At 72.1% G+C, this 17,915-nt stretch carries 17 protein-coding genes; 10 read left to right on the top strand and 7 right to left on the bottom strand.

The window, feature by feature from the left end; all coding sequences use genetic code 11:
* Positions 1-5: 5 nt before the first annotated feature.
* On the top strand, positions 6-1,181 hold the full coding sequence (gene hutI / locus AB0946_RS11340; protein ID WP_366760333.1) for an imidazolonepropionase: 1,176 nt from the start codon (positions 6-8) through the stop codon (positions 1,179-1,181).
* Positions 1,182-1,194: 13 nt separating this feature from the next.
* Here the strand turns inward: hutI and AB0946_RS11335 are convergent, their stop codons facing one another.
* Positions 1,195-2,712, bottom strand: coding sequence for an RICIN domain-containing protein (locus tag AB0946_RS11335; RefSeq protein WP_366760332.1), 1,518 nt, complete (start codon positions 2,710-2,712; stop codon positions 1,195-1,197).
* 222 nt (positions 2,713-2,934) lie between these two features.
* Positions 2,935-3,831: an RNA polymerase sigma factor SigF gene (locus tag AB0946_RS11330; protein ID WP_366760331.1), complete on the bottom strand. Its 897-nt coding sequence runs from the start codon at positions 3,829-3,831 to the stop codon at positions 2,935-2,937.
* A 246-nt stretch (positions 3,832-4,077) separates the two neighbouring features.
* On the opposite strand from AB0946_RS11330, the gene AB0946_RS11325 reads away from it, so the two are divergent.
* Both AB0946_RS11325 and AB0946_RS11320 read left to right on the top strand, forming a co-directional pair.
* The gene (locus tag AB0946_RS11325) at positions 4,078-4,455 is read left to right on the top strand and encodes an STAS domain-containing protein (RefSeq protein WP_171155630.1); all 378 of its coding nucleotides are present in this window, start codon (positions 4,078-4,080) and stop codon (positions 4,453-4,455) included.
* A 435-nt stretch (positions 4,456-4,890) separates the two neighbouring features.
* Positions 4,891-5,469 carry an ATP-binding protein gene (locus AB0946_RS11320; protein ID WP_366760330.1) on the top strand — a complete coding sequence of 193 codons (579 nt, stop codon included), beginning with the start codon at positions 4,891-4,893 and terminating at the stop codon, positions 5,467-5,469.
* 552 nt (positions 5,470-6,021) lie between these two features.
* On the opposite strand, the gene AB0946_RS11315 is transcribed toward AB0946_RS11320, so the two are convergent.
* Positions 6,022-7,527, bottom strand: a complete 1,506-nt coding sequence (locus AB0946_RS11315) for an oligopeptide:H+ symporter (RefSeq protein WP_366760329.1) — start codon at positions 7,525-7,527, stop codon at positions 6,022-6,024.
* A gap of 525 nt (positions 7,528-8,052) precedes the next feature.
* On the opposite strand from AB0946_RS11315, the gene AB0946_RS11310 reads away from it, so the two are divergent.
* Positions 8,053-8,730, top strand: coding sequence for a response regulator transcription factor (locus tag AB0946_RS11310; RefSeq protein WP_100571005.1), 678 nt, complete (start codon positions 8,053-8,055; stop codon positions 8,728-8,730).
* Between the two features lie 35 nt (positions 8,731-8,765).
* On the top strand, positions 8,766-10,037 hold the full coding sequence (locus AB0946_RS11305; RefSeq protein WP_366760328.1) for an ATP-binding protein: 1,272 nt from the start codon (positions 8,766-8,768) through the stop codon (positions 10,035-10,037).
* A gap of 77 nt (positions 10,038-10,114) precedes the next feature.
* Here the strand turns inward: AB0946_RS11305 and AB0946_RS11300 are convergent, their stop codons facing one another.
* A complete protein-coding gene (locus AB0946_RS11300) occupies positions 10,115-10,618 on the bottom strand; it encodes a GtrA family protein (RefSeq protein WP_366760327.1) in 504 nt (167 codons plus the stop codon).
* A 182-nt stretch (positions 10,619-10,800) separates the two neighbouring features.
* Here AB0946_RS11300 and AB0946_RS11295 point away from each other — a divergent pair, with 182 nt between their 5' ends.
* Genes AB0946_RS11295 through AB0946_RS11285 form a run of 3 tightly spaced genes read left to right on the top strand, consistent with a single transcriptional unit; the run spans position 10,801 to position 13,660 of the window.
* A complete protein-coding gene (locus AB0946_RS11295) occupies positions 10,801-11,940 on the top strand; it encodes a 5-(carboxyamino)imidazole ribonucleotide synthase (RefSeq protein WP_359272672.1) in 1,140 nt (379 codons plus the stop codon).
* The gene (gene purE / locus AB0946_RS11290; protein WP_366760326.1) at positions 11,937-12,461 is read left to right on the top strand and encodes a 5-(carboxyamino)imidazole ribonucleotide mutase; all 525 of its coding nucleotides are present in this window, start codon (positions 11,937-11,939) and stop codon (positions 12,459-12,461) included. The genes AB0946_RS11295 and purE overlap by 4 nt, the downstream gene beginning before the upstream one ends.
* Positions 12,462-12,466: 5 nt before the next feature.
* A complete protein-coding gene (locus AB0946_RS11285; RefSeq protein WP_366760689.1) occupies positions 12,467-13,660 on the top strand; it encodes a dipeptidase in 1,194 nt (397 codons plus the stop codon).
* A 57-nt stretch (positions 13,661-13,717) separates the two neighbouring features.
* On the opposite strand, the gene AB0946_RS11280 is transcribed toward AB0946_RS11285, so the two are convergent.
* Positions 13,718-14,113 carry a VOC family protein gene (locus AB0946_RS11280; protein WP_366760325.1) on the bottom strand — a complete coding sequence of 132 codons (396 nt, stop codon included), beginning with the start codon at positions 14,111-14,113 and terminating at the stop codon, positions 13,718-13,720.
* 21 nt (positions 14,114-14,134) lie between these two features.
* A complete protein-coding gene (locus AB0946_RS11275; protein ID WP_366760324.1) occupies positions 14,135-14,503 on the bottom strand; it encodes a VOC family protein in 369 nt (122 codons plus the stop codon).
* Positions 14,504-14,589: 86 nt separating this feature from the next.
* Here AB0946_RS11275 and AB0946_RS11270 point away from each other — a divergent pair, with 86 nt between their 5' ends.
* On the top strand, positions 14,590-15,096 hold the full coding sequence (locus AB0946_RS11270) for a CGNR zinc finger domain-containing protein (RefSeq protein ID WP_366760323.1): 507 nt from the start codon (positions 14,590-14,592) through the stop codon (positions 15,094-15,096).
* Positions 15,097-15,192: 96 nt separating this feature from the next.
* On the opposite strand, the gene AB0946_RS11265 is transcribed toward AB0946_RS11270, so the two are convergent.
* On the bottom strand, positions 15,193-16,536 hold the full coding sequence (locus tag AB0946_RS11265; RefSeq protein ID WP_366760322.1) for a UDP-glucose/GDP-mannose dehydrogenase family protein: 1,344 nt from the start codon (positions 16,534-16,536) through the stop codon (positions 15,193-15,195).
* A 191-nt stretch (positions 16,537-16,727) separates the two neighbouring features.
* On the opposite strand from AB0946_RS11265, the gene AB0946_RS11260 reads away from it, so the two are divergent.
* A complete protein-coding gene (locus AB0946_RS11260) occupies positions 16,728-17,885 on the top strand; it encodes an acyl-CoA dehydrogenase (protein WP_366760320.1) in 1,158 nt (385 codons plus the stop codon).
* The last annotated feature ends 30 nt before the right edge of the window (positions 17,886-17,915 follow it).

The following is a 17,915-nucleotide window of genomic DNA, read 5'->3' as shown; positions in this document are numbered from 1 at the left end:
ACACCATGAGCAGCAGCACCGTCATCACCAACATCGCCACGCTGGTCACCAACGACCCCTCCCTGGGGGACCGGTCCCCCCTCGGTCTGCTCCAGGACGCGGCCGTCGTCATCGACGGCGACCGCATCGCGTGGACCGGTGAATCCAGCAAAGCACCCGCCACTGACAACCGGGTCGACGCGGGCGGCCGGGCGGTGCTGCCGGGCTTCGTGGACTCCCACTCCCACCTGGTCTTCGCCGGCGACCGGACCCAGGAGTTCAACGCCCGCATGTCCGGCCGCTCCTACACGGCCGGCGGCATCCGCACCACGGTCGCGGCCACCCGGGCCGCGAGCGACGCGGAACTGGAGGCGAACCTCACCCGTTACCTCGGAGAGGCCCTCCGCCAGGGCACCACCACCTTCGAGACCAAGTCGGGCTACGGCCTCACCGTCGAGGACGAGTCCCGCGCCCTGCGCCTCGCGGCGCGGCACACCGACGAGGTGACGTACCTCGGCGCGCACATCGTCTCCCCGGACTACGCCGACGACCCGGCGGCCTACGTCGCCCTGGTCACCGGCGAGATGCTGGACGCGTGCGCTCCGCACGCCCGCTGGATCGACGTCTTCTGCGAGAAGGGCGCCTTCGACGGCGACCAGGCCCGCGCGATCCTCACGGCCGGCAAGGCCAGGGGCCTGCACCCGCGCATCCACGCCAACCAGCTCTCCCACGGCCCCGGCGTCCAGCTCGCCGTGGAACTGGACGCGGCCAGCGCCGACCACTGCACCCACCTCACGGACGCGGACGTGGACGCCCTGGCCGACGGCTCGACGGTCGCCACCCTGCTCCCCGGCGCGGAGTTCTCCACCCGGGCCGAGTGGCCGGACGCCCGCCGTCTGCTGGACGCGGGCGTGACGGTCGCCCTCTCCACCGACTGCAACCCCGGCTCGTCCTTCACCTCCTCCCTCCCCTTCTGCATCGCCCTGGCCGTCCGCGACATGCGGATGACACCCGACGAGGCGGTCTGGTCGGCCACGGCGGGCGGCGCGGCGGCCCTGCGCCGCACGGACATCGGCCGGCTCACCCCCGGCGCCTACGCCGACCTGACCCTCCTGGACGCCCCCAGCCACGTACACCTGGCCTACCGCCCGGGCGTACCGCTGGTCAGCGGCGTGTGGCGGCGCGGGGTGCGGGTGGTGTGAGCGCGGGGCACGCTCACCGCGCCCCCGCCCGCCACCGCTGCTCACGGCCGTCGGACAGGGCGCGCAGGGACACGCCGTCGCCGTCGTCGGGGGTCACCGCCGTCTCGATGGCGATGGCCGGGCGGATCGTGCCGTCGGGGTCGACGGTGAAGCGGAGGTTCTCGCCGTTGCGGCCGTGGACCGAGTCGCACTCCCAGATGCCCACGCCCCGGTCGACCGAGCCCCGGCTGTCCAGGCAGAAGTCGTCGTCGGCCGCCGAGCGGAGCACGCCCAGGGAGGCGTCGACGCTCCAGCGCTGGGTCGCGGAGGAGTCGCAGGGGGCCGTGACGACGTCGGTGCCCTTCGCCAGGTCGCCGTCGCGGATGTCCAGGCAACGGCCCGTGGCGAGGTTGACCACCTGGGCGTAGGAGGCGCCCGGCGGGGCGGGCGGGGGCGTCGGACTCGGGCTCTCGCGGCGGGGCGGCGCCGACGTCGGGCGGTGCGACGCCGGGGAGGGGGAGGGGCGCCCGGACGTGGCGGACGGGGACGGGGAAGGGGGGTGTGACGGGGGGAGCGAGACCGTCGCCGTCACCGTCACCGGGGAGGGTGCGGGGGTCGCCGCCGCCGGGCGGCGGTCGGTGGAGTGCGCGGTGCCGAACAGGAAGACCAGCAGCGGGGTCAACGCCACGCCCAGGGCCGCCGAGCCCAGCAGGACGCGGCCCCGGGGCGGCCGGCCCGCCGTGCCGGCGGCCGCGGGCACGGCGGCGGGTGCGGGGCGCTCGTCCCCGCGCAGGTACGCCGTTCCGCGCCACGGCAGCAGACCCTCGGCCAGGGTCTGCCGGGGCGCGTCCCGCAGCGCCCGCAGCTCCTCGAACGCGGCCGTGCAGTGCGGGCAGCGCGCCATGTGGGTGTCCAGGTCGGCGCTGCGGCGCGGGGCGTCCGGCCGTACCGCCTCCTCGATCAGCCGCCGGAAGTCCGCGCAGCGCGGGTCCTCGGAGGCGGCCAGCCGGTGCCGCAGACAGGCCTGGGCCAGGGCGGTGAGGGCCCGCGGGGTGTCGTGGGAGACGTCCGTCCGGCCGAGGCCGAGGAAGGCGGCCGTGCGCTCCTCCGGCTCCGCTTCGAGGACGCCGTACCAGAGCAGCCCCTGGGCGCGGGACGGCAGTGACCGGAAGGCCGGGAGCAGGGGCGGGGTCGGACCCTCGGGCTGGCCGGCCGTGGTCAGCACCAGCAGCAGGCCGGGGTCGACGCCGGCGGAGCGTTCGTCGCGCGCCCAGTCGGCCGCCAGCCGCACGGTGAGCAGCAGCAGCCGGTGGCGCAGGGGGAGGGGCGGTTCGACACCCCGGGCCGTCTCGCGGGCCGCCGTGGTGAACGTCTCCGCCGCCAGCCGGCGGGCCGCGGACCCGCTCGCCGCGCACAGCCGGGCGTAGGCGAGGACCGCCGGGTGGTGCCGGCGGCGCAGCTCCTGCAACGCCGGGTAGGCCGTGGGCGTGGGGGAGCGCAGCAGTTCGGTCAGCCGTGCGTCCGGCGCGTCGTCGTGGTCCCCCTCAGCCATGCAACACCCTCCGTCCCGAGAAGGCCGCTGACATACCAGCCAGTTTGGGGACCCATAGTGGTGGACGGTGGCGGTCGCGGAAAGAGGTTTCTGTGAGGAACCGCATAACGGTTGGGCCGCCGGGCACCCGGCACATCGGTGGAGTGCGCGGCGGGGACGGCGGAGCGGCCCGGCGTTCCGGCCGGGCCGCTCACCGCAGTGCGGGGGGGTCGCGGGCGGAGGTCACTCCTCCAGCGTCAGCCCCTTGCGCAGCCGTACCAGCGTGCGCGACAGCAGCCGGGACACGTGCATCTGGGAGATGCCGAGTTCCTCGCCGATCTCCGACTGCGTCATGTTCGCCACGAACCGCAGGGAGAGGATCTTGCGGTCCCGGGGCGCGAGTTCGGCGATCAGCGGCTTGAGCGACTCGATGTACTCGATGCCCTCGAGGCCGTGGTCCTCGTACCCGATGCGGTCCGCGAGCGCGCCCTCGGACTCGTCCTCCTCCGGCTGGGCGTCCAGCGAGGAGGCGGTGTAGGCGTTCGAGGCGGCCATGCCCTCGACGACCTCGTCCTTGGAGATGCCGAGCCGCTCGGCCAGTTCCGCGACCGTGGGGGCGCGGTCCAGCTGCTGCGCCAGCTCGTCGCCGGCCTTGGCCAGGTCGAGCCGCAGCTCCTGGAGCCGGCGCGGAACGCGCACGGACCACGAGGTGTCACGGAAGAACCGCTTGATCTCGCCGATGATGGTCGGCATCGCGAAGGTGGGGAACTCGACGCCGCGCGAGAGTTCGAACCGGTCGATCGCCTTGATCAGGCCGATGGTGCCGACCTGGATGATGTCCTCCATCGGTTCGCTGCGGGAGCGGAAGCGGGAGGCGGCGAACTTGACGAGCGCGAGGTTGAGCTCGACGAGGGTGTTGCGGACGTACGCGTGCTCGTGCGTCCCCTCCTCCAGCGACTCCAGGCGCTCGAAGAGGGTCTTGGACAGGGCCCGCGCGTCGACCGGGGCGATCTCGTCGTACGGGGGGATCTCCGGGAGTCCCTCGAAGGGATCGAGGGGGTCGATGGGATGATCCAGTTGTTCCGGTGGGGGTGTCGACGTCGCGGTCGGGGTAGGCGATGCGTCGAGCCGGGGTGACATGGGTGTCCTCCATCGTTCTCGGCATATGGCTGCCGAAGCCAGTACGTGCACTGCGGTGTGCGGCGCCTCCGAAGCCGGCGTGTAGGTCTGTGTGTCCTTACTAGCCCTACCCGCTGCACCGAGCGAGTCGCAAGTGCGTTCTGTAGCTATATGTCCGTTTCTGTGCGGATGTTCGGGTGTCGGAGTGCGCATGGAAGGCGTAATGTTCGAGGGCATCAGCAGCCACGACCTCGGGAGAGAGACGGCATGGACCACGGGACGGTCGGCAGCGCACAGTCGGGCCGGCTTCTGGTGGAGGTGCGGGAAGAGGGCTCCAGCGCCGTAGTGACACCGGCGGGTGAGCTCGACCACCACACCGCCGATCTTTTGCGTGAGCCCCTCGACGACCTCTTGGACAAGGGCTTCACGCGGCTTGTCGTGGACTGCTCACGCCTGGAGTTCTGCGACTCCACAGGGCTGAACGTCCTGCTCGGCGCCCGCCTGAAGGCCGAGGCGGCCGGGGGCGGGGTCCATCTGGCAGGGATGCTGCCGGTGGTCGCCCGCGTGTTCGAGATCACCGGGGCCGAGGCGGTCTTCACCGTCCACGACTCCCTGGAGGCGGCCCTGGCCGACGGTGCCGACTGACCCGGCGCCCCGGTGTCCGGTCCGTCGCGGCTTCCCATGGGAGTTACACACATCCTGCCCGAAACGGGGGGTGTTCCGCCGGATCGGCCGGGCAGGAGTGGGCAGAAGAAAGCGGGAGGCGTTCCGCCGACTGCCGGCCACCGGCGCCGGTGGCCGGCAGTCGGTCACCGGAAATCCCGGAGGCGGGCGGGCGCCCTGGACGGAGCGTGCGTCCGGCGGACGGGCGGGTACGGATGACCGGCCGGGCGGCGTGCGGACGACCACCGGGCGGTGTGCGGACGGCGTTCGGACGGCGTTCGGACTTCCGGCCGGACGGCACCCGGGGTGCCGACGGAGGCCAGGCCTCCGACATGACCGACCGGCCGGAGACCACCGGCCGGACTTTTGACCGGATTATTGAATCGTGAACTGGTGAATCGGTGAGGTGAAGCGCTGATGAGCACCACCCGGCCTTACTCGCCGGGCGACCGCGGCCCGGAGCCCAGCGGCGCTTCCGGGGCGTCCGAGGGGGCTGCGTCGACCGTCGGCGCGGCCACGGGGGCAGCCGCGCCGTCCGTGCCGTCCGGGCCGCCGGGCCCGGCCGACGGCACTCAGCAGACCCGGGGCCGGCAGGTCCGCAGGCTGCGCCTGGAAGGGGAGAGCGGGGTCGTCCCGCTCGCCCGCGACTTCACCCGCCAGGCGCTGTACGCGTGGGGCTGGCTGCCCGCCGCCACCGCCGACCAGCGGGCCGCCGCCGAGGACGTGCTGCTCGTGGTCTCCGAACTGGTGACCAACGCCTGCCTGCACGCCGAGGGCCCCGACGAACTGATCCTCGCCTGCGACAACAAGGTGATCCGGCTGGAGGTCTCCGACCGGGGCCCCGGGGAGCCGGCCCCGCGCACCCCGCACCGTGCCGGCCGGCCCGGCGGGCACGGCATGTTCATCGTGCAGCGGCTGTGCCTGGACTGGGGCGTGGTCCGCGCCCCCGGCACGCCGGGCAAGACGGTCTGGGCGGAGCTGGGCGCTCCCGCCTGAACGCCGGCGGAGGCCGTCCGGGTCCCCGCCTTCCCTCCGGCACCGCCCGGCGCACGCCGGATCACCACGACTCCGGCGTGTGACGCGTCTTCCTTCCTGGCCGGCTCGGCGGTGCTGCCGGCACCCACGCCGACGTCGTCGAGGTCGGCTACCGCTGTCCGACGCCGGCCGGCGACAAGGGCGTCATCGCCCGCGCGGTTCGCGAAGGGTGCTGGGCGGCGCCGGCAAGGGCACACTGCTGCGGAGGGGCCGACGAACGCGAGCCCCGTCAGATCCGGCCACCCTCATCGAGATCCCCGACCCCACCGGTACCTCGGCGCCGTCTCCCTCACCCCGGACCCGACGGAGCGGCCGGGCGCACGTGGGCGTCCGGCGGGTCCCGGGGCTCCGCCACGACCGGCGCCGGCGCCCACAGGGCCCGGGCCTGGACGGTGCTGCCAGGGCGCAGGACGCGGCAGCCGGCCAAGGGGCGCGGGGCGTTCAGCGCCCGCGCGAAGAGGGCCGCCACACCCACCCGGGTGTGGCGGCCCTCCAGGCCAAGGCCCCGTGGACTCAGTGCACGTCGCCCATCATCTTCTTCACCTTGCCGCGGTACATCCACACCGCGACGCCCGCGAGCACGGCGAGCACGGCCTCCAGGGCGACGAAGCCCATCTTGTCGAGGTTGACGCCACCGACGGCCGGGTTCGACAGCAGGGCGGTGACGGAGTCGCCCGCGGTCACCGCGAGGAACCAGACGCCCATCATCTGCGAGGCGTACTTCTTCGGCGCCATCTTCGTCGTCACCGACAGACCCACCGGCGACAGCGTCAGCTCACCGACGGTCTGCGCGAAGTAGATCGCGACCAGCCACAGCGCCGCGGCCTTGTGACCGCCCTCGGCGATCGACAGCGGGGCGAGGAAGACGAAGAAGGACGCGCCGACCAGCACCAGACCGGAGGAGAACTTCACGATCGTGCTGGGCTCCTTGCCCCGCTTGTTCAGCCACAGCCACAGCCAGGCGAAGACCGGCGCGAGGGCCATGATCATGACCGGGTTGACCGACTGGTACCAGGAGACCGGGAACTCCCAGCCGAAGATGGTGTTGTCGGCGCTCTTCTCGGCGAACAGCGAGAGGGTGGAGCCGCCCTGGTCGTAGATCATCCAGAAGACGGCGGCGGCCACGAAGAACCAGATGTACGCGGACACCTTGGAGCGCTCGGCGGGCTCCAGGTCCTTGTCGCGCAGGATCCGGGAGATGACCAGGATCGGCACGATCAGGCCGATGAGGGTGAGCGGGATCAGCGCCCAGTTCAGGGTGAAGTGGCCGGTGCCGCCGACGATGCCGTAGAAGACCACGGCGACGGCCAGCCAGATCAGGCCCTTGCGCAGGGTGGACGCCTTCTCGGCGGGCGTCAGCGGGGTGGGGACCTCGCTGCTCCTGGCGTCCAGGTGGCGGCCGCCGAGCAGGTACTGGGCGAGACCCAGCGCCATGCCGAGCGCGGCCAGCGCGAAGCCCAGGTGCCAGTTGACGTTCTCACCGACGGTGCCGATGACCAGCGGGGCGACGAAGGCACCGAGGTTGATGCCGATGTAGAAGAGCGTGAAGCCACCGTCCCGGCGCGGGTCCTGCGGACCGTCGTAGAGGTGGCCGACCATCGTGGAGATGTTGGCCTTCAGCAGACCGGAGCCGATGGCGACGAGGACCAGGCCGACGAAGAAGCTCGCGGCGGCGGGCAGCGCCAGGCACAGGTGACCGAGCATGATGACCAGGCCCGCGACGGCGACCGTCTTGCGGGGGCCGAGGACGCGGTCGGCGAACCAGCCGCCGGGCAGGGCCAGCAGGTACACGAGCGACAGGTACACGGAGTAGATCGCCGTCGCCGTGCCCGCGCTCAGGTGCAGGCCACCCGGGGCCACCAGGTACAGCGGGAGAAGGGCCCTCATGCCGTAGTAGGAGAAGCGCTCCCACATCTCGGTCATGAAGAGAGTGGCCAGTCCGCGGGGGTGGCCGAAGAAGGTCTTCTCGGAACCGGGGGTGCCCGGTCGGGCCGAGTCCTTCGTCAGGCTGGACGCCATGGTCGTTCCTTGCTGGTCGGGGCGTGCGGTGGGGCTCCCCCCGGCTCTGGCGAAGCCGAGAGCCGGGGAGTTGCGCGCCCGAGAGGGTGTCGGCCGGCACCGGCGGGGTCGGCCGCCCACCCCCACGCCCAGGGGGAGTCCGCCCCGGATCGCGGAGCGGCGGACGGCGACCACCGGGATCCACGCCCCCGACGCGTCGCTGCGTCCGGAGCCCGGCCAGAGGTCGTTCCTTTCAAGGCTGGTCTCGGCCAGCCCGCACACAAAGAAGACCCTCAGCGTCACATGCGCGCCAAAGGTCCCCGGTGTACTACAGGCGTTCAGGTCACCATACGGCAGGACACCGCCGGATATGGAAGGACTTGAGACGCGGATCACAGGTGTCGCGGGAACCACGGAACCTGATTCGAAGGTCTCTCCTACGATCGCATCTCCAGGTCAATGGTTCGTACCAGCAGCATACGAAGGTAAGAAGCCCGGGTGCCGATCACACCCCGGCACCGCACGCGGGCGGTCTACCATCACCTCATGACCCGTGTACTGCTCGCCGAGGACGACGCGTCCATCTCGGAGCCGCTGGCCCGCGCCCTGCGCCGGGAAGGTTACGAGGTCGAGGTGCGCGAGGACGGACCCGCCGCGCTCGACGCCGGAATGCAGGGCGGCGTGGACCTGGTCGTGCTGGACCTCGGCCTGCCCGGCATGGACGGCCTGGAGGTCGCCCGCCGGCTGCGCTCCGACGGTCACACCGTGCCGATCCTCATCCTGACCGCGCGGGCCGACGAGGTGGACACCGTCGTCGGTCTGGACGCGGGCGCCGACGACTACGTCACCAAGCCGTTCCGGCTCGCCGAACTGCTCGCCCGGGTGCGCGCCCTGCTCCGGCGCGGCGCCGCCGAACCGCAGCAGCCGCCGGCCACGCACGGGGTGCGGATCGACGTCGAGTCGCACCGGGCCTGGATGGGCGACGAGGAACTCCAGCTGACCGCCAAGGAGTTCGACCTGCTGCGGGTGCTGGTGCGGGACGCGGGCCGGGTGGTGACCCGGGACCAGCTGATGCGCGAGGTCTGGGACACCACGTGGTGGTCGTCCACCAAGACCCTGGACATGCACATCTCCTGGCTGCGCAAGAAGCTGGGCGACGACGCGGCGAACCCCCGGTACATCGCGACGGTGCGTGGCGTGGGCTTCCGGTTCGAGAAGAGCTGAGTCCGGGCCCCAGCGAGCACCCCAGGTAACGGAGCATGCGCCGACGTCTCATCCAGTCCACTCTCGCCGTCGTCCTCGTGGTGATCGCGGTCTTCGGCGTGTCCCTGGTGATCGTCGAGACACGGACGATCAGCAACAGCGCCCAGGAACGGGTGGAGTCGGAGGCGGTGCGGCTGGCCAGCATCGTGGACAGCCGCATCCTCGCCGCGGAGAACGTCAACGCGGACGTGCTGCGCAACCCGGTCAGCAAGGACCAGTACGCGGTCATCCGGATGCCCGGCAAGCCGCCCATCGAGATCGGCGACAGGCCCGAGGGCGACACCATCCACTCCACCCAGCACGGCGAGGAGGGCGAGACGGTCACCGTGCAGGAGCCGCGCTCCGCGGTGACCCGCGAGGTCGGCCGGACCCTGCTGATCATCGGGCTGGTCGCGCTGCTCGCCGTGGTGGCGGCGGTGCTGCTGGCCGTACGGCAGGCCAACCGGCTCGCCTCCCCGCTGACCGACCTCGCCGAGACCGCCGAACGCCTCGGCTCCGGCGACCCGCGCCCCCGGCACAAGCGGTACGGCGTCCCCGAGCTGGACCGGGTCGCCGACGTGCTGGACGCCTCCGCCGAGCGGATCGGGCGCATGCTGACGGCCGAGCGGCGTCTCGCGGCCGACGCCTCCCACCAGCTCCGTACACCGCTGACCGCGCTGTCCATGCGCCTGGAGGAGATCACCCTCACCGACGACCCGGACACGGTGAAGGAGGAGGCGACCATCGCGCTGACGCAGGTCGAGCGGCTGACGGACGTCGTGCAGCGGCTGCTGACGAACTCGCGGGACCCGCGGACCGGCTCCGCCGTCACCTTCGACCTGGACGAGGTCATCCAGCAGCAGCTCGCCGAGTGGCGGCCCGCCTACCGCAGCGTCGGCCGGGCCATCGTCAGCTCCGGCAAGCGGCACCTCCAGGCGGTCGGCACCCCGGGCGCGGTCGCCCAGGTGCTGGCCGCGCTGATCGAGAACTCGCTGATGCACGGCGGCGGCACCGTCGCCCTGCGCACCCGGGTCACCGGCAACCAGGCCGTGATCGAGGTCACCGACGAGGGGCCGGGGGTGCCGGCCGACCTCGGCGCGCGGATCTTCGAGCGCACGATCAGCGGGCGGAACTCCACGGGGATCGGCCTGGCCGTCGCCCGTGACCTCGCGGAGGCCGACGGCGGACGCCTCGAGCTGCTCCAGGCGCAGCCCCCGGTCTTCGGCCTGTTCCTCTCGCGCACGCCCCCGGCGCGCACCCTGGACGACGACCAGCCGACGGTCCGCTAGGGCCTCTCGCCTGGATCATGCCGGGCTCGCCTGGTCTGACGAAGGACCCTGGGGCGCCACCCGGCCGGCCCGCGCGGCTACGGCACGCGCTGCTTGGGCGCCCGCTTCGCCGGTTCCCGCCCGAGGATCGATTCCGCGCTCGCCACGGTCTCCCGGGCGGGCAGCGCCCGGAACACCCAGGTGCGGTACGACCAGAACCGGAACAGGGTCGCGACGCCGATGCCGACGAACTTGAAGACGTTGCTCTGCAGCGGGCTGTCCCAGCCGAAGCCGTAGGTCGCCAGGTACAGCACGCCGTTCTCGATCACCAGGCCGATCGCGCTGAACAGCAGGAACAGCGTCAGTTCCTTGGTGCGCCCGTTCTTGTCGCGGTCCCGGTACGTCCAGTAGCGGAAGCCGACGTAGTTGAAGACGATGGCCACGACGGTCGCGATGATGCTGGCCCGCACCACCGGGAGGTCCGAGACGTGCCGGACCAGGTTGAACACGCCGAGATTGACGAGGACGCCGGCACCGCCCACGGCACCGAACTTGGCCACCTCGCGTACGAGCCGTTGCAGCCCCGAGGAACGAGGTTCCATGGCTGTGCAGCTCCCGTCGCTAGGTTTCCTCAACCCCGCCATGCTAGCCGGGCGGGCCCGCCGCTGCCCGTGGACCGGGCCACGCTGTGGAAACGGGTCGGGAAGAGGCGGGGAAGCACCGGGTAAGAGTCCGTGAGAGGGACGCGATCCGGCCGCCGCCGCGTGGCCGATACGCTAGGGGTGTGACGTTCCCGGTAGTCGGCATGGTCGGCGGGGGTCAGCTCGCGCGTATGACGCACGAGGCGGGCATCCCGCTGGGCATCAGGTTCAAGCTCCTCAGTGACACTCCTCAGGATTCCGCGGCGCAGGTCGTGAACGATGTCGTCATCGGCGACTATCGCGACCTCGACACGCTGCGCGAGTTCGCGCGCGGCTGCGACGTGATCACCTTCGACCACGAGCACGTGCCCACCGAGCACCTGCGTGCCCTGGAGGCGGACGGCATTCCCGTGCGCCCCGGGCCGGACGCGCTGGTGCACGCCCAGGACAAGGGGGTGATGCGTGCGAAGCTCGACGCGATCGGCATCCCGTGCCCGCGGCACCGGATCGTGAGCGACCCGGAGGACGTGGTCCGGTTCGCCGAGGAGGGCGACGGCTTCCCGGTCGTCCTCAAGACGGTCCGCGGCGGCTACGACGGCAAGGGCGTGTGGGTCGTGGACGACGCCGAGGAGGCGGCCGAGCCGTTCCGCGCCGGCGTGCCCGTCCTCGCCGAGGAGAAGGTCGACTACGTCCGCGAGCTGGCCGCCAACGTCGTACGCTCCCCGCACGGCCAGGCCGTCGCCTACCCGGTGGTGGAGTCGCAGCAGGTCAACGGCGTCTGCGACACGGTCATAGCCCCCGCGCCCGACCTGGACGAGGACCTGGCGCTGCACGCCGAGCGGCTGGCGCTGACCATCGCCAAGGAACTCGGCGTCGTCGGGCACCTCGCCGTCGAGCTGTTCCAGACCCGCGACGGCCGCATCCTCGTCAACGAACTGGCCATGCGCCCGCACAACTCCGGCCACTGGAGCATGGACGGCGCGATCACCTCGCAGTTCGCCAACCACGTCCGCGCGGTCCTCGACCTGCCGCTGGGCGACCCGCGCCCGCGCGCCAAGTGGACCGTGATGGTCAACGTCCTGGGGGGCGACTTCCCGGACATGTACTCCGCGTACTTGCACTGCATGGCCCGCGACCCCAAGCTCAAGATCCACATGTACGGCAAGGACGTGAAGCCGGGCCGCAAGGTCGGACACGTCAACACCTACGGCGACGACCTGGACGACGTGCTGGAGCGCGCGCGTCACGCAGCCGGCTACCTGAGAGGCACCATCACCGAATGAGCCCCGTTGTTGGCATCGTCATGGGGTCGGACTCCGACTGGCCCGTCATGGAAGCCGCCGCCAAGGCCCTGGACGAGTTCGAGATCCCCTACGAGGTCGACGTCGTCTCCGCGCACCGCATGCCCCGCGAGATGGTCACGTACGGCGAGCAGGCCGCCGACCGCGGCCTGAAGGTGATCATCGCGGGTGCGGGCGGCGCCGCCCACCTGCCCGGCATGCTCGCCTCCGTGACCCCGCTGCCGGTCATCGGCGTGCCGGTGCCGCTGAAGTACCTGGACGGCATGGACTCCCTGCTCTCCATCGTGCAGATGCCGGCCGGTGTCCCGGTCGCCACGGTCTCCGTCGCCGGTGCCCGCAACGCCGGTCTCCTGGCCGCCCGCATCCTCGCCGCGCACGACGAGGAGCTGCTGCACCGGATGCGCGACTTCCAGCAGGACCTCAACGACCAGGCCACCGAGAAGGGCAAGCGGCTGCGCTCCAAGGTCGAGGGCGCGGGCAGCGGCTTCGGCTTCGGGAAGTGACCGCCGTGGCCGCCCTGGACGAAGCACACGCGCTGCTGCGCGAGTTCCCCGTGGTCGACGGGCACAACGACCTGCCCTGGGCGCTGCGCGAGCAGGTGGGCTACGACCTGGACGCCCTGGACATCGCCGGTGACCGGCGCGAGCGGCTGCACACCGACCTGCCGCGGCTGCGCGCGGGCGGGGTCGGCGCCCAGTACTGGTCGGTGTACGTGCCGTGCGAGCAGCCGGACCCGGTCGCGGCGACGCTGGAGCAGATCGACTGCGTCCGGCAGCTGCTGGCCCGCTACCCCGCCGAGCTGGCGCCCGCGCTGACCGCCGCCGACCTGGAGGAGGCGCGCGGGCAGGGCCGTATCGCCTCTCTCATGGGCGCCGAGGGCGGCCACTCCATCGCCAACTCGATGGGCACCCTGCGCGGCCTGTACGCGCTCGGCGTGCGCTACATGACGCTCACCCACAACGACAACGTGGACTGGGCCGACTCCGCGACCGACGAGCCGCGGGTGGGCGGGCTGTCCGCCTTCGGCCGCGAGGTCGTCGCGGAGATGAACCGCCTCGGCATGCTCGTCGACCTGTCCCATGTGGCGGCGACGACGATGCGGGACGCGCTGGACGCCACGTCCGCGCCGGTGATCTTCTCCCACTCCTCCTCGCGCGCGGTGTGCGACCACCCCCGCAACATCCCCGACGACGTCCTGGAACGCCTGCCCGCCAACGGCGGCGTGGCGATGGTGACGTTCGTGCCCAAGTTCGTGCTCCAGGCCGCCGTCGACTGGACGGCCGCCGCCGGCGAGAACCTGCGCGCCCACGGTCTGCACCCCCTGGACACCAGCCCCGAGGCCATGAAGATCCACCGGGCCTTCGAGGAGCGCACCCCGCGCCCGGTCGCCACGGTGTCCACGGTCGCCGACCACCTGGACCACATGCGCGAGGTCGCCGGCATCGACCATCTGGGCATCGGCGGCGACTACGACGGCACCGCGTTCACCCCGGACGGCCTGAACGACGTCTCCGGCTACCCGAACCTGCTCGCCGAACTGCTGGACCGCGGCTGGTCCAAGGCCGACCTGGCCAAGCTGACCTGGCAGAACGCGGTACGCGTGCTCGGCGCGGCGGAGGACGTCGCCCGGGACCTCCAGGCCACCCGCACGCCGTCCCTCGCCACGATCGAGTCGCTGGACGGCACGCGCGACGGGAACTGACCGGGGGACGCCGGCCCGGCGAAGGGCCGGATCACCGGGCCGGGCGTTCCCGGGACGTCACGGCCGTTCGTCGATCCGGCACAGGCAGAACGGATGCCCGGCCGGGTCGGCGTACACCTGGTAGTCCTTCGTCTCGCGGTCCTCCAGGTCCAGCGGGCGGGCGCCGAGCGCCAGCACTTGCTCGTGCGCCGCGTCGAGGTCCGCCCAGGTCGGCCCCGCGTCGAAGTCGAGGTGGAGCTGCTGGCCGTTGCGGTCCGCGCGCGGCCACTCCGGCGGCGTGTGTCCCTCGGCCCGCTGGAAGGCGATCCGCGGCCCGTCCGGCACCTGGAGCACGACCCAGTCGTCGTCCTCGGGCCGTGGGGTGCCCCCGGCGACCGCCGCGTAGAAGGCGGCCAGCGCGTGCGGATCGGGGCAGTCGAGAACGACGTTGCGGAAACGGGCCACGGACGCCATGGAATCCTCCTCCGGGACGGGTCAGCAGGCGCACAGACAGAACGGGTGCCCCGCCGGGTCGGCGTAGACACGGAAGGTCCGCTCCCGGTCCCGCGTGTCCAGCGGCTTGGCGCCCAGCGCCAGCACGCCCTTCTCCGCCGCGTCCAGGTCCTCCACCACCAGATCCAGGTGGAACTGCTGCGACCGGTCCGCCGCGGGCCACTGCGGCGGCACGAACCCCGGCGCCCGCTGGAAGGCCAGGGCCGTCCCGCCGGGCACCTTCAGGTCCACCCACGCGCTGTCCTCGGGGTCCTCCTCGACCGTGCCGCCCAGCACACCGGCGTAGAAACCGGCCAGCGCGCGCGGGTCGGGACAGTCCAGGACGACGATGTCGAGCTTGGCGAGAGCCATGACTTCCTCCTCGTGGAGTTACCTGTAAGGACGGGTAACCAGTAACGGTTACCGCATGCTCCCGCATCGGAGGTAACGTCACAAGCATGAGCGAGAGATCGGCGGCCCCCGGCGGCCTGGCCCTGGTCGAGTCCCTGGTGAACACCCTGGACATCGAGGCGGGCACGGACGCGCTGGACACGCCGGAGGGCCGCGCCCGCCTCGGGATCACCGAGGACGGGCTGGCCGGGGCCCGGGAGCTGCGCGAGTCGCTGCGGGCCGCGCTGCTCGCGCACGCCGGGCACCCGCCGCACCGCCCGGTGACACCGCTGGGCACCCTGCTGGCCGGGGCCCCGCTGTACGTCGCCGTCGACGGCCACGACGGCTCGGCCCGCCTCGCCCCGGCCGACGCCGGGCCGCTGCTGTCCCGGGTCGCCGCCGCCGTCGCCGAGGCGCTCGTCGCGGGCACCTGGACCCGGCTCAAGGCGTGCGAGGCCGACACCTGCCACTGGGCGTACTACGACCGCAGCCCCGCCGGACGCGGGCGCTGGTGCTCGATGCAGGTGTGCGGGGCGCGCGCGAAGATGCGCCGGTACCGGGCGAAGGGCGCGTGAGCGGCGACGGTTTGGTGCAGAATGCGGACAGACGCCGGTTCGGCCGACTGAGCCTCGGCCGAACCGGCGTCGCCACACGGGCCCCGGCGTGGGGCCCTACGCCTTGGGGCGGCCCATCGCGCGGTACGTCCAGCCGGCCCGGCGCCACAGCTCCGGGTCGAGGGTGTTGCGGCCGTCGAGGATCACCCGGGCCGCCGCCGCCTCGCCGAGCGCCACCGGGTCCAGCTCACGGAACTCCCGCCACTCGGTCAGGTGCAGGACGACGTCGGCGCCCCGGGCGGCCTCCAGCGCGGAACCGGCGTAGCCCAGGGTCGGGAAGACCTTGCGGGCGTTCTCCATGCCCTTCGGGTCGTACACGGTCACCTGACCGCCCTGGAGGTGGATCTGGCCGGCCACGTTCAGCGCGGGCGAGTCGCGGACGTCGTCCGAGTCCGGCTTGAAGGTGGCGCCGAGCACCGCGACCCGCTTGCCGAGGAAGGACCCGCCGCCCAGCGCCTCCCGGGTCATCTCCACCATCTGGCCGCGCCGGCGCATGTTGATCGAGTCGATCTCGCGCAGGAACGTCAGAGCCTGGTCGGCGCCCAGCTCACCCGCCCGGGCCATGAACGCCCGGATGTCCTTGGGCAGGCAGCCACCGCCGAAGCCGATGCCGGCGCGCAGGAACTTGCGGCCGATCCGGTCGTCGTGGCCGATGGCCTCCGCGAGCTTCGCCACGTCACCGCCGGCGGCCTCGCACACCTCCGCCATCGCGTTGATGAACGAGATCTTGGTCGCGAGGAAGGAGTTCGCGGCCGTCTTCACCAGTTCGGCGGTCGGGAAGTCGGTGACCACGAACGGGGCGCCCTCGCCGACCGGGCCGGCGTACACCTCGCGCAGCAGCTTCTCCGCGCGCTCGCTGCGCACGCCGACGACGATCCGGTCCGGGTGCAGGGTGTCCTGGACGGCGAAGCCCTCGCGCAGGAACTCCGGGTTCCAGGCCAGCTCGGCGTCGCCGCCCGCCGGGGCGTGCTCGGCCAGGTAGGCGGCCAGCCGGTCGGCGGAACCCACCGGCACGGTCGACTTGCCGACGACCAGGGCCGGGCCGCGCAGGTGCGGGGCGAGGGAGGCCACGGCGGAGTCGACGTAGCTCATGTCGCAGGCGTACTCGCCGTGCTTCTGCGGGGTGTTCACGCACACGAAGTGCACATCGCCGAAGGCGCCGACCTCGGCCCAGTCCGTGGTGAACCGCAGCCGCCCGGTGGACCCCTCGATCCCGGCCACGTGGCGGCGCAGCAGCTCTTCCAGTCCGGGCTCGTACATCGGGGTCTCGCCGCGCTCCAGCATGGCGATCTTCTCGGGTACGACGTCCAGGCCCAGCACCTCGAAGCCCAGTTCGGCCATGGCCGCGGCGTGCGTGGCGCCGAGGTAACCGGTGCCGATCACGGTGATCTTCAGGCTCATGGGGTGCGCTCCAGCTCCGGTCCGTCGGTCCTGCTCGGTCATGCGGTGCCTGAGCATAGTCGGGCCGCCCCGCGGGCAATTTCCCCGCTGTCACCAAGCTCACGTAGGCGGGTTCACACGGGGGCTCTAAAATTCAGTTACTTAACGGTAATTAGCGTCAGTATCAGTGCGTCTTTGGAGCGTGAGAGACCGTGGCCGGATCGGCTGACTTCGACCTGTACCGCCCGTCCGAGGAGCACGACATGCTCCGGGACGCCGTCCGTTCCCTGGTCGAGGCGAAGATCGCGCCGTACGCCGCGGCGGTGGACGAGGAGGCCCGTTTCCCGCAGGAGGCCCTCGACGCCCTGGTGGCCAACGACCTGCACGCCGTGCACGTCCCCGAGGAGTACGGCGGCGCCGGCGCCGACGCGCTCGCCACGGTCATCGTGATCGAGGAGGTGGCCCGCGCCTGCGTCTCCTCCTCCCTCATCCCCGCCGTGAACAAGCTGGGCTCGCTCCCGGTGATCCTCTCCGGCGGCGAGGAGCTGAAGAAGAAGTACCTGACGCCGCTCGCCAAGGGCGACGCCATGTTCTCGTACTGCCTCTCCGAGCCGGAGGCCGGCTCGGACGCGGCCGGCATGAAGACCAAGGCGGTCCGCGACGGCGACCACTGGGTGCTCAACGGGGTGAAGCGCTGGATCACCAACGCGGGCGTCTCCGAGTACTACACGGTGATGGCCGTGACGGACCCCTCGAAGCGCTCGAAGGGCATCTCCGCCTTCGTCGTGGAGAAGTCGGACGAGGGCGTCTCCTTCGGCGCCCCGGAGAAGAAGCTCGGCATCAAGGGCTCCCCGACCCGCGAGGTCTACTTCGACAACGTCCGCATCCCCGCCGACCGCATGATCGGCGAGGAGGGCACCGGCTTCATGACGGCCATGAAGACCCTCGACCACACCCGCATCACCATCGCCGCCCAGGCCCTCGGCTGCGCCCAGGGCGCCCTGGACTACGCCAAGGGCTACGTCCAGGAGCGCAAGCAGTTCGGCAAGCCGATCGCCGACTTCCAGGGCATCCAGTTCATGCTCGCCGACATGTCCATGAAGATCTCGGCGGCCCGCGCCCTCACCTACCAGGCCGCCGCCGCCTCCGAGCGCGGCGACGCCGACCTCACCTACCTGGGCGCCGCCGCCAAGTGCTTCGCCTCCGACGTCGCCATGGAGGTCACCACCGACGCCGTCCAGCTCCTCGGCGGCTACGGCTACACCCGTGACTACCCGGTGGAGCGCATGATGCGCGACGCCAAGATCACGCAGATCTACGAGGGCACGAACCAGGTCCAGCGCATCGTCATGGCCCGCAACCTGCCGTAATCCGACATGCGGGACACCGCTCCCCGGCGT

Origin of the sequence: Streptomyces sp. NPDC046870, assembly GCF_040704595.1 — a bacterium.
Lineage (GTDB): Bacteria > Actinomycetota > Actinomycetes > Streptomycetales > Streptomycetaceae > Streptomyces > Streptomyces argyrophylli.
Note: the sequence above shows the minus strand (reverse complement) of the source record. Positions and strands in the feature narration are given on the sequence as shown.